Source organism: Thermomonas sp. (assembly GCF_047606765.1).
In the GTDB taxonomy this organism is placed as follows: Bacteria; Pseudomonadota; Gammaproteobacteria; order Xanthomonadales; family Xanthomonadaceae; genus Thermomonas.
This window is the reverse complement of sequence record NZ_JASGED010000028.1, coordinates 1-12169: the sequence shown is the minus strand read 5'-3', so window position 1 is coordinate 12169 and position 12169 is coordinate 1. Positions and strand designations below refer to the sequence as shown.

The 12169-nt window shown below is 64.2% G+C and carries 9 protein-coding genes; 3 read left to right on the top strand and 6 right to left on the bottom strand.

The features are described from left to right. The coding region (gene polA, locus QM612_RS03095; protein WP_415252434.1) for a DNA polymerase I at positions 1–1879 on the top strand (1879 nt) is incomplete at its 5' end. A 46-nt stretch (positions 1880–1925) separates the two neighbouring features. Here polA and nagA read toward each other — a convergent pair. From nagA to QM612_RS03070, 5 genes are all read right to left on the bottom strand, one after another. Beyond that, the gene (gene nagA, locus QM612_RS03090; RefSeq protein WP_415252433.1) at positions 1926–3056 is read right to left on the bottom strand and encodes an N-acetylglucosamine-6-phosphate deacetylase; all 1131 of its coding nucleotides are present in this window, start codon (positions 3054–3056) and stop codon (positions 1926–1928) included. 118 nt (positions 3057–3174) lie between these two features. Continuing rightward, positions 3175–4209, bottom strand: a complete 1035-nt coding sequence (locus QM612_RS03085; RefSeq protein WP_415252435.1) for an SIS domain-containing protein — start codon at positions 4207–4209, stop codon at positions 3175–3177. 35 nt (positions 4210–4244) lie between these two features. Next, positions 4245–4988, bottom strand: a complete 744-nt coding sequence (locus QM612_RS03080; protein WP_415252432.1) for a GntR family transcriptional regulator — start codon at positions 4986–4988, stop codon at positions 4245–4247. 165 nt (positions 4989–5153) lie between these two features. Then, complete coding sequence (locus tag QM612_RS03075) at positions 5154–6185, bottom strand: LacI family DNA-binding transcriptional regulator (RefSeq protein WP_415252431.1); 1032 nt, start codon at positions 6183–6185, stop codon at positions 5154–5156. Positions 6186–6248: 63 nt separating this feature from the next. Continuing rightward, positions 6249–7529: a sugar MFS transporter gene (locus QM612_RS03070; RefSeq protein WP_415252430.1), complete on the bottom strand. Its 1281-nt coding sequence runs from the start codon at positions 7527–7529 to the stop codon at positions 6249–6251. Positions 7530–7851: 322 nt separating this feature from the next. Between QM612_RS03070 and QM612_RS03065 the strand changes: the two genes are divergently transcribed. Further along, positions 7852–8958: a glucokinase gene (locus QM612_RS03065; RefSeq protein WP_415252429.1), complete on the top strand. Its 1107-nt coding sequence runs from the start codon at positions 7852–7854 to the stop codon at positions 8956–8958. A gap of 62 nt (positions 8959–9020) precedes the next feature. Then, positions 9021–11729, top strand: a complete 2709-nt coding sequence (locus tag QM612_RS03060; RefSeq protein WP_415252428.1) for a TonB-dependent receptor — start codon at positions 9021–9023, stop codon at positions 11727–11729. Positions 11730–11966: 237 nt separating this feature from the next. On the opposite strand, the gene QM612_RS03055 is transcribed toward QM612_RS03060, so the two are convergent. After that, positions 11967–12169, bottom strand: a 203-nt coding sequence (locus tag QM612_RS03055; RefSeq protein WP_415252427.1) for a hypothetical protein, incomplete at its 5' end; no start/stop codon positions are given.

The following is a 12169-nucleotide window of genomic DNA, read 5'->3' as shown; positions in this document are numbered from 1 at the left end:
CGCGCGCGGAGGCGGTTTTGTTGCCGCTGCACCGGCAACGGTCGAAGGTATTGATCCTGCACTGTCCGCAGCGGGCGAATACGAAACCGTGCAGACGCAGGCGCAGCTGGATGCGTGGGTCGAACGCCTGCGCGCGGCGGACGAGTTCGCTTTCGATACCGAAACCGATGCGTTGGACGCGATGCGCGCCAACCTGGTTGGCATGAGTTTCTGCGTGGAGCCGGGCAAGGCCTGCTACATCCCGCTGGGTCATGACTATCCCGGCTCGCCTGCACAACTGGATCGCGACGTGGTGCTGGATGCATTGCGCCCGCTGCTGTCTGATCCGGCAAAGAAGAAACTCGGCCAGCACGGCAAGTACGACCTGCACGTCCTGCGCCGGCACGGCGTGGATGTGCGCGGCTATGCCGACGACACCCTGCTGGAAAGTTTCGTGCTGAATGCCGGCATCGCCCGGCATGACATGGATTCACTGGCGAAGCGCCACCTCGGTTACGACACCATCAAGTACGAAGACGTGGCAGGCAAGGGCGTCAAGCAGATCGCGTTTTCGCAGGTGGCGCTGGACGATGCAACGAAGTACGCCGCCGAAGATGCCGACATCACCCTGCGCCTGCATCGGGTGATGAAACCGAAGCTTGCGGCTGATGCAAAACTACTGTCGGTCTATCGTGACATCGAAATGCCGCTGGTGCCGGTGCTGGCGCGGGTGGAAGCCAATGGCGTGATGGTCAATGCCGATGAACTGCGTCGCCAATCCGCCGAGCTTGGCCGGCGCATGCTGGCTGCGCAGCAGAAAGCCACCGAACTGGCCGGGCGCAGCTTCAACCTGGATTCGCCCAAGCAGCTCGGCGCATTGTTGTTCGAGGAACTCAAGCTGCCTGCGCTGGTGAAGACGCCGGGCGGCGCGCCTTCCACCAATGAAGAAGCGCTGGAAGCCATCGCCGACCAGCACGAACTGCCGCGCGTGATCCTTGAGTATCGCGGGCTTGCCAAGCTGCGCAGCACCTATACCGACAAGTTGCCGGAGATGGTGAACCCGGATACCGGCCGCGTACACACCAGTTATCACCAGGCCGGCGCAGCCACAGGACGCTTGTCATCGTCCGATCCCAACCTGCAGAACATCCCGATCCGCAGCGAGGAAGGCCGGCGCATCCGCACCGCCTTTGTTGCGCCGAAGGGGCGCAAGCTGGTGGCCTGCGATTATTCGCAAATCGAACTGCGGATCATGGCGCATCTGTCCGAAGACCCGGCGCTGCTGCGCGCATTCGCGCAGGGCGATGACGTTCACCGCGCCACCGCCGCCGAGGTGTTCGGCAAATCCATCGCGCAGGTGTCATCCAGCGAGCGCCGCGCCGCCAAGGCGATCAACTTCGGCCTGATGTACGGCATGGGCGCGTTCGGGCTTGCGCGGCAATTGGGCGTGTCGCGTGGCGAGGCGCAGGACTACATCGCGCTGTATTTCAGCCGCTATCCCGGCGTGCGCGACTTCATGGAACGCACGCGGCAGCAGGCGCGCGATGACGGCTTCGTGGAAACCGTGTTCGGCAGACGGCTGGCACTGGACTACATCCACTCGCGCAATGCGGCGCAGCGTGCGGGCGCGGAGCGCGCCGCGATCAACGCGCCGATGCAGGGCACCGCCGCCGACATCATCAAGCGCGCGATGGTGCGCGTGGACGACTGGCTGGCAGGCCACCGCGACCGCGCGCTGATGATCCTGCAGGTGCATGACGAACTGGTGTTCGAAGCCGATGCGGATTTCGTTGACACCTTGCTGGTGGACGTGCCGGCGCTGATGGCCGGCGCGGCGGAACTGCGCGTGCCGCTGGTCGTTGACAGCGGCGTTGGGGACAACTGGGATCAGGCACACTGATTTTGCTTGTCATCCCCGCCTACGCGGGAGTGACGAGCAAGGGCTCTTATTCGATGCCGCCGATCCAGCTGCGCAGCACGTTCACGTCTTCGTCCAGCAACACCAGATCGGCGCGAAAGCCGGGTTCGATGCGCCCGTGGCTGTCGCCGATGCCAAGGAACACGGCGGGATACAGCGACGCCATCCGGCAGGCTTCATCCAGCGGCAGGCCCAGCAGCCGCACCGTGTTGCGCACGGCGCTGGCCATGTCCAGCGCGGAACCGGCCAGCGCACCTGCGGCATTGCGCACCACGCCATCCACGGCGGTGATGGTTTCGCCGTACAGATCGAAACTCGGGTTGTCGCTGCCGACCATCGGCATGGCATCGGTCACCAGCATCACCTTGCCGGGCGGCTTGAGTTTCAGCGCCAGGCGCAGGTTGTACGGATGCACATGCACGCCATCGACGATCACGCCCACCCAGCAGTCCGATTCCAGTGCCGCGCCGACCACGCCGGGCTCGCGGCCCTGCAGCGGCGTCATCGCGTTGTACAGATGGGTGAAGCCTTCGATCCCGGCGTCGATGCCGGCAAGGGTTTCCTCATAGGTTGCGGCGGTGTGCCCGGCGCAAAGAATTGCGCCGCGTTCGGCCATCGCGCGGATCGTGTCTGCTGGCACGCGCTCGGGTGCCAGTGTGATGAGGGTGATGCCGTTGTCCAGCGAAGTCGCCATCGCCACTTCATCGGCACCCGGCACGCGGAACTTGCCGGCATCGTGCGTGCCCTTGCGCGCGGGCGCGATGTACGGGCCTTCCAGATGGATGCCGAGCACGCCGGGCACGCCTGCCGCGATGGCGTCATGTGTTGCGGTGATCGCGCGCTGCATGACCTCGGCATCGTCGCTGATGAGGGTGGGCAGAAAGCCGGTGGTGCCGTACCTGCGATGGGCGCGACCAATCGCGGCGATGGCATCCACGCTGGTGTCGTTGTTGAACAGCACGCCGCCGCCGCCGTTGACCTGCACGTCGATGAAACCGGGGACGAGGTAACCACCCTGCAGGTCGATGAACTCGCCGGAAGCCGGGAAATCACCGCGCAACACGGCGGAAATGATGCCGTTTTTCACCACCACGTTCGTGTTGGATTCAAAACCCTGCCCGGTCAGGACGTGGCCGTTGTGGAAGATGTGCGTGGTCATGGGTTCATGCTTGACTGTCTGGGGTTCGCTTCATCATCCCGGCGAAAGCCGGGATCCATCTCTTGTGTTGCATTGCCTTGCAAAAAGCTGGATTCCGGTTTTCGCCGGAATGACGGCTTTAAACTGTCTCCGTCACCTTGTTGAGATGCGGCGGCACATCGGGATTGTGCCCGCGCGCCACCGACAATGCATTCACCGCGCCATAGAACGCCTGCACGGTGAGGATCGGCGTGCAGGCCGGATGCGGCGATGCCGGCAGCGGCAGGATGCCCGCGCCGGACGCGCCGGGGCGCGCCAGCCACACCGGCGCACCGCGCGCGCCGAACTCGGCGGCGACACCGGCAGTGCCAGCGCCGATCTCGTCATCCTGCGCGAAGGCCAGCACCGGGAAGTCCGGGCCGACCAGCGCCATCGGGCCGTGCTTCACCTCGGCGGAAGAAAATGCCTCCGCGTGCAGGCCGCAGGTTTCCTTGAACTTCAGCGCCGCTTCCTGCGCCGCGCCCAGGCCCAAGCCGCGACCCAGCACGAACAGGCGATTGGCAAGGCGCAGGCCGGCGACCAGCGAAGACCAGTCCTGCTGCCATGCTGCGCGCAGCGCATCGGGCAGGGCATCCACCGCCGCCAGCAGCTTGGCATCGCCACTCCAGCGCGCCGCCAGTTGCAGCAGCGCTGCCAGCGAACACAGGTAGCTCTTGGTCGCGGCCACGCTGTTCTCCGGGCCGGCATGCAGTGGCAGCACGGTATCAGCGAGCTTCGCCAGCGGCGAGTCGGCCACGTTCACCAACGCGACGACGTGCGCGCCTCCGGCTTTGGCGATCTCCGCATTGCGCAGCAGGTCGGGGCTCTTGCCGGACTGCGAGATGGCGACGAACAGCACGCCATCGAGTTTCGGCTGCACCGCATACACCGAGCCGACCGATGGCGATGCCGAAGCCGTCACCAACCCCAGCGTGGTTTCGAACAGGTATTTGCCGTAGGTGGCGGCGTGGTCGGAACTGCCGCGCGCGCAGGTGACGATGAAGTGCGGCGGCTGCGCGCGCAGGCGCTGCACCAGCGCGTCGATGGTGGCGGCGTTGGCGGCGAACTGGCGGGCAACGGCATCTGCCGCCTGCGCGGCTTCGGTGTGCATCCAGGTGTGATCGGCAGCGTGCATCGGCAAGGTTCCGGAAAAGTTGAGGGTGGGCAGGCTCATGACGCCTGCAATTCGGCGACGAAGTCGTAGGCATCGCCGCGATAGAACGAACGGGTGAACTCGACCACGCGCCCGTCGTCGAGGAAGGCGCGGCGCTCGATGAACAGGCCGGGGCTGCCTTCGGGCAGTTGCAGCAGGCGTGCCTGCTCGGCATCGAAGGCGATCGCGCGCAGGCGCTGCAGTGCGCGCACCGGATGCAGGCCGCGCGTGGCGAGTGCTTCGTACAGCGAATCGCGCACCTGCGCCGGGTCGGGCAGCAGGGCCAGCGGCACGCTGCTGCGTTCAAGCGCCAGCGGCTGGCCGGCGGCAGTACGCAAACGATAGAAGCGCGCCACCTGCGTGCCGGGCGAGAGGTTCAGCGCCATCGCTTCCTCCGGCGTTGCGCCGCCGCTGCCGCGTTCCAGCACCACCGACTTCGGATCCATCCCGCGCGCGCGCAGGTCGTCGCTGAAGCTGGTCAGCAGCGAGAACGATTTGACGATGCGCTCGGCGACGAAGGTGCCGGAGCCCTGCCGCTGCACCAGCAGGCCGTCATCGACCAGACCGGCGATGGCCTTGCGCACGGTGACCCGTGACACGCCAAGCAGCTTGCCGAGTTCGCGTTCTGGCGGCAGCGCCTGGCCGGCGCTGAAGGTGCCGTTTTCGATGGCGTGTTGCAGGGTGCGCCGCAGATGCTGATAGGCCGGCGCGCGATGCGCTTCGGCCTGGCGACGGAACTCGGCGAGCAGGTAGGTGTCCACGCCGGGATGATACCAATCAAATACCAAATGGCAAAATTAGGCGTCAGACGCGCAGATTGGTATTTATTTCGGTGCGACAACATGCGGAGCAAGCTCCGCATCTACAACTGGTTTGTGGAACCCCCGTAGGTGCCGTCTTGCTCGGCACGCCCCCGAACCGGCGACTCAGCCCTTCGGTCGTGGCGGCGCGGTCGAGCCGCGCACCACCAGCTCCGGGCTGAAGCCTTCGTTCGGTGCCGGTGCGTCGGGTTCCTCGCGGATGTCGTGCAGCAAACGCCGCGCGGCGTGGCGGGCGATTTCCTCGGTGGCCTGCTTGGCGGTGGTCAGCGGCGGCCAGCTCTGCTTGGAGAACGGGCTGTCCTCGAAGCCGGCAATCGACAGGTCATACGGCACATTGAGCCCGCCCGACCGCGCCGCCGCCAGCACGCCGGCGGCGATTTCATCGTTGCTGCCGAAGATCGCGGTGGGCGGCTGCGGCAATGCCAGCAACCGGCGCGCGCCACGGAAGCCGTCGTCGAAGCTGTAATCGCCTTCCACCACCAGATCCGGATCAAGTGCGATGCCGTAATCGCGCAGTGCATCTTCGTAACCCTTGTGGCGTTCCCATGACGAGCCGTGCGACTTGCCGCCCCACAAGAAGCCGATGCGCTGGTGACCCAGCTGGATCAGGTGTTCGGTGATGTCGTAGGCGGCGTCGCGGTCATCCACATACACGCAGGCGCTGCCGCCCTGCGGGTCGGTGGTGGAGGACACGATGCGCACCAGCCGCACGCCGTTTGCCACCAGTTCGTCCACCAGCGGCTGCCGTTCCGACATCGGCGGTGCCAGCACGATGCCGGCCAGCCGCGCATGCTTCACCAGTTGCACGATCTCGTCGGCCAGCGTGGGCGATGAGGCATCGCAGGGATGAATCTGCAGGCCATAGCCGGTCTGCCGGCAGACCGACAGCACGCCGCTTTGCATCGCGATCACGTAGTACGGGTTCGGGTTGTCGTACAGCAGGCCGATGGCATACGACTGCCCGGTGCGCACGCTGCGCGCGGACGCATCGGGCCGGTAGCCCAGCGCAGCCACCGCACGCTGCACGCGCTCGCGGGTGCTGGCATGCACGCCGGTCTCGTCGTTGATGACGCGCGAGACCGTTTTCAGCGACACCTGCGCGCGTGCGGCAACGTCCTTGATCGTGGGTTTGCGCAATGCGGCCTCTGGGTGGCGGGGCGCGCCTGTCGCACCCAAGGCAGGCATGGTAACCGTCGCCCGTTAAATGCGGGTTGCCGCGCGATGCCCGCGCACGGCGAAATACAGGATGTACAGGTAGCAGGGCACCATCAGCAGCAGGAACACCAGCTGGAAATCGTGCGTCTGCTTCAGCCCGGCGAACAGGCGCGGGATGATCGCGCCGCCGACGATGCCCATCACCAGCAGCGCCGATCCCATCTCCGTATGCCGGCCCAGCCCCTTGATCGCCAGCGGGAAGATTGCCGGCCACATCATCGCGTTGGCAAAGCCCAGCGCGGCCACGAACCCCACCGATACGTAGTCGCGGGTGAAGTACGCGCCAACCACCAGCAACACGCCCAGCACCGCCGACCACTTCAGGTAATCCTGCTGCGAAATGAAGCGCGGGATCGCGAGCAGGCCCACCACGTAACCGGCCAGCATGGCGATGAGGGTGAACGTGGTGAAGAACTTGGTTTGATCCAGTGGCAGGCCGAAGGCCTTGCCGTAGGCACCGATGGCATCGCCCGCCATCACTTCCGCGCCAACGTAGGTGAAGATGCATAGTGCGCCCAGCCACAGGTGCGGGTAGCGGAAGATGCTGCCGCCATCGCGCGCATTGCTGCCGGTATCGGCAGAGGTGTTTGCGGTGTTCGGGTCGATTTCCGGCAAGGGCGAGAACAGCACGCCAATGGCGAGCAATGCCAGCAGGCCCGCCATCACCAGATAGGGCGCGTGGATCTTCGCGGCGAAGGCATCCAGCAATGCGTCCTTGGTGGCGGCATCGGCGGCGGCCACCTGCGCCGACAGGTCACCGATGCCCTGCATCACCAGCATCCCGATCACGATGGGCGCAAGGATGCCGGCGATCTTGTTGCAGATGCCCATCACCGCGATGCGCTGCGCCGCGCTTTCAATCGGGCCAAGGATGCTGATGTACGGATTGGATGCCGTCTGCAGCAGCGCAAGCCCGCCACCGATCACGAACAACCCGCCCAGCGCCCCCGGATACCAGCGCTGCGTGCAGAACTCGCCGAACAGCGCCGCGCCAACGGCCATCACGAACAGGCCAAGCGCCAGCCCTTTCTTCATGCCGGTGCGCTTGAGGATCCACGACGAGGGAATCGCCAGGAAGAAGTACGACAGGAAGAACGCGGTCAGGATCAGGAAGGCATTGACCTCATCCAGATCAAAGGCCAGTTGCGCGAAGGTAATCAGCGGCCCGTTGAGCCAGGTGACAAAGCCGAAGATGAAAAACAGCGCGCCGATGATGGCGATGGAGCCGTAGCGGCTGGGCTGGGTTGCGGGCAAGGGCGTGGTCATGCAGGCGTACCTCCGGGGCGGTGTGCGCGGCGGGCCGTGGTGGCCCGGTTCAAGAGCAGAGTGATGGTGATTGACGCACAGGACAACGGTGCGTGCAACGTTGTCGAAAAATCCGTCATGTATTTTCGTTACGCACGCAGAAACACTTGCATATCAACGGATACAGCATTGTCCTGCCCTGACAACCAATGCTGTCGTGCAACATGAATTGCCCTTTCCTGATGCCTGAATAGGGCTTTTGGAAAGGATTTCATGGCGCACTGTTGACAACGTTGTCTAATCCTGTGCAGAGTCCGCCGCAATGACCGAGGGGAAAGCGGGAATGGCAAGCGCAGTGGACGTTGCAGGCAGTGCAGGGCTGGTTTCGACCGGGCCGCAGGCCGTGCGCGCAAACGCGCCCGCAGAGTGCTTCGTCGCCGCCGACGTGGGCGGCACCAATGCCCGCGTGGGTCTGGTGCGCGCATTGGCGGATGGCAGCATCGAGGTGCTGGATTACCGCCGTTATCCCTGCGCCGACTACCCCAGCCTGACCGCGATCCTGGCGGACTTCGCGAAGCGCCATGTGGACGGTGGCGGCAGCCGTGATGCCGTCACGCGCATGTCCATCGCCAGTGCCGGCGTGGTGCTGGATGGCGAAGTCATCAACTCCAATCTGCCGTGGCGGATTTCGCTGCAAGACCTGCGCGACACGCTGGGCCTGCGCGAGCTGCACGTCATCAATGACTTTGCCGCTGCCGCGCATGGCGTGCATCGGCTGGATGCGTCGCAATCCCGCCTGCTTGCCCCGGGCGTGGCCGCTGCCGAAGCCGGCCCGGTGCTGGTGATTGGCCCCGGCACCGGTCTGGGCGCGGCGATCTGCATTCCGCAGGGCACGGGTGTTGTGGTGCTGCCGACCGAAGCCGGCATGGCCGCGTTCGCGCCCGGCAATGAGCGCGAAATCGAAATCCTGCGCTGGCTGCAGCGCCGCTCACGGCATGTCTGCACCGAGCAACTGGTCTCCGGCCCCGGTCTTGTGAACATCTTTGATGCGCTGTGCGAAGTGCATGGCGCGCCTGCACTGTTGCGCGCGCCGGCGGCGATCAGCCAGGCCGCGCGCGAAGGCGATGCGGTGGCGCTGGAGGCGGTGCAGACCTTCTGCGCGCTGCTGGGCAGCGTGATCGGTGACCTGGCGATGATCGCCGGGGCGACCAGCGTGCATGTCGCCGGCGGCATCGTCCCGCAGCTGGTGGATTTCCTGCCGGACAGCGACTTCCATGCGCGCCTGCTCGACAAGGGCGCGATGCGTGCAGTGCTGGAGCGCGTACCCGTTCGATTGGTGGAAAACGAAAGGCTCGGCGTGATCGGCGCGGCGGGCTGGTACCTGCAACACCTGCAAGAACGCGACAACCAAGGCAAGGCCATGCAAGGACAGGCTGCCGCAACACGTTGACCAAAGCGGCCAGGGATCCGATGGAAAGGACCCGAAGCCACAACCGCCCTGGAGAAACAGAAATGAACGTCCGCAAGAATGTTTTGAGCATCAGCATCGTGGCAGCGCTGGGCATGGTCGGCGTGGCACACGCACAGGACCAGAACGCCACGACCGAGCAGGCCGCGAAGGACCTGGACACGGTGGTGGTCACCGGTATCCGTGGCAGCGTCGAAAAGTCGCTCGATGTGAAGCGCGAAGCCAAGTCGCATGTCGAAGTGGTCTCTGCCGAGGACATCGGCAAGATGCCCGACAAGAACGTGGCCGACTCGCTGCAGCGCCTGCCCGGCGTGACCATCAGCTCCGCAGGTGCCAGCGAAGGTGGCTTCGACGAGAACGACCGCGTGTCGATGCGCGGCACCAACCCCAGCCTGACCCTGACCCAGATCAACGGCCACCCGGTTTCGTCGGGTGACTGGTTCGTGCTCAACCAGAGCGACAACGCCGGCCGCAGCGTCAGCTACACCTTGCTGCCCTCGTCGCTGGTTAGCCAGGTGGTGGTACACAAGACCTCGCAAGCCAGTCTGGTCGAGGGTGGCGTCACCGGCAGCGTGGACATCATCACCCGCAAGCCGCTGGACTTCGCCAAGCAGTTCACCGGCAATGTGTCGGTCGGTGGTGTGTATTCCGACCTCCCGGGCAAGGCGGATTCGCAGTTCAGCGCGTTGCTGAATTACCGCAACGCCGCTTCCACCGCCGGCGTGATGCTGCAGGTGTTCGACGAGAACCGCAGCCTGCGCCGCGATGGCGTGGAAGTGCTGGGCTACGACGTCATCACCGCTGACGGCGCGACCGCGCCGGTGGTTGCCGCCTACCCTGAACTTGAAGGCGTCTGGTATCCGCGCATGATTGGCGCAGCGCTGTTCGAGCAGAAGCGCGAGCGTCGCGGAGGCTTGCTGGAAGTGCAGTTGAAGCCCACCGAATCGCTGACCCTGGATTTCTCCGGTTTCATTTCAGACCTTGACGCATCCAACTACAACCGCAACTACCTGCTGTACAACCCGCGCACCATCGGTGCCGGTGAAGTGCCGAATGCCGGCTACGTGGTCAGGAACAACACCTTGGTGTCCGCCACCATTCCAGGTGCCGCCACCACCAAGTACGGCCTGTACGACATGATCGCGCGCCCGGACGAAAAGGCCAGCACCACCTATCTCGCCTTCGATGCCGACTGGCAGGCCAGCGAGTCGCTGAAGCTCAATTTCAAGCTGGGCACTTCGACCGGCCATGGTGAAACGCCGACCCAGGACGTGGCCGAATGGGCTGTCGGCGGCGCAGGCGCATCGTGGAGTCTGAACGGCATTGATGAAGGTGCCTCGTTCTCGCTCAACCAGCCCACCAACGCACCGCAGGCGGATCTGGCGCTGGACTGGATTTTCGGCCTGCAGAACCTGGACATCGAGGACAAGGACACCTGGGGCCAGATCGACGCGGAGTATTTCTTCTCCGACGATATTTTCAGTTCCATGGAGTTCGGCGTGCGCGTCGCCAATCATGAGCGCGAATCCGCCAATGTCATCGCGCAGGGCCCCAACTGGGGTGCCACCCCGTTCGACGCTGCGACCTTCCCGCAGGGCTACCAGAACTATCCGGGCGATTACGCCAGCGGGATCGGCGGCAATTTCCCGCGCGACATCTGGTATTTCACCGCCGACCAGATGCACGCCTGGAACGCAGCGCAGGCCTATCGTGATCCGGTGGCACGCCGTTACCCGGTCTATGAGTTCGGATTCAAGGAAAAGACCCAGGCTGCCTATGTCCAGTTCAACATGACGGGCGATGCCTGGAGCGGCAATTTCGGCGTGCGCGTGGTCAAGACCAGCCAGGACGTGTTGCAGTACCTGGCGGGCGGCACCGCTTCGACCACCGGCTCCATCAATACAGCGTGGGGCTATTTCTCTCCGCAGGTGGTCAGCAACGACTACACCGACATCCTGCCCAGCGCGAACTTCAAGTTTGACCTTAGCGACGATCTGGTCGCGCGTGTCGCCGTGACCAGAACCCTGGCCCGCCCGGACTACTCCGCGCTGGCCGGTGGCCTGAGCCTGACACCGCCCGCCAGCCAGAGTGACGTGGGCGGCGGTTCTTCCAGCAACCCGAACCTGAAGCCGATCCGTTCCACCAACTTCGACGCCTCGCTGGAGTGGTACTACGCGCCGCGTGCGTTGCTGGCGGCCAGTGCGTATTACATGGATCTGTCCAGCTACATCGGCCAGGGCCAGAGCGTGCAGCAGTTCCTGACCTTCGATCAGGCACATCCGAATGGTTATCTCGGCGACTACCTGGTGACCTCGCCGATCAACACCCGGGGCTCGGCGAAGGGCGTGGAGCTGGCAGTGGAGCAGCCGATTGGCGAGCACTTCGGCATCAGCGCCAACTTCTCCTATACCGACGCCAAGGAAGACAACGGCAAGCCGCTGGTGGGTGCCTCACGCAATGTGTACAACCTGATCGGCTATTTCGAGAATGACCACTTCAATGCGCGCGTGGCCTACAACTTCCGTTCGCATTTCTACAATGGCCTGGATCGTCGCTCCGCCTTCAACCAGGACGATACCCGCTCGGTGTCTGCGTCGGTGGGCTGGAAGTTCAACGAGAACCTCAGCATCACGCTGGATGGCATGAACCTGACCAACGAGAAGCTGAAGTACTACGCGGAAAGCACGGACAGGCCGCGTGGCATCTACAGCAACGGTCGCCAGTACTACGTCAACGTCCGTTACAACTTCTGATTCACCGCTTTACTGGCTGTAACCCCCGGATCGGGGCCCGCATTGCGGGCCCCTCTTTTTTGGTGCATCGCCCAATTCCGGCAGGGCAACACCCCGATCCTTGATGAAGAAACAGGCGTCTTTGCGGTCGTCGCAGTGACACGCTCGATGACCTTTCCCCTGTTGTTGCCGGCATGGATGATGGTGGTCTGCCCACTGCTGCAGATGTCCGAAAAGGCGACCGATTGACGCGCGAAGTCAGCGGTTTTTGACGCCAGCTGAAAATTTTTGCCACGGCCATTCGTGTTTGTGTGCTGAAGCGTTGCCGTGAAACGCCTTTGTATCGGCATTCGGGAGAAATATCTCATGCTGCCATGCAGCATATTTCGGGCTTATTTCGAACATGAATGGGGATTTGTGAAATATTTTTTCAAACTTTATTGACAACGTTGTCCAGCACT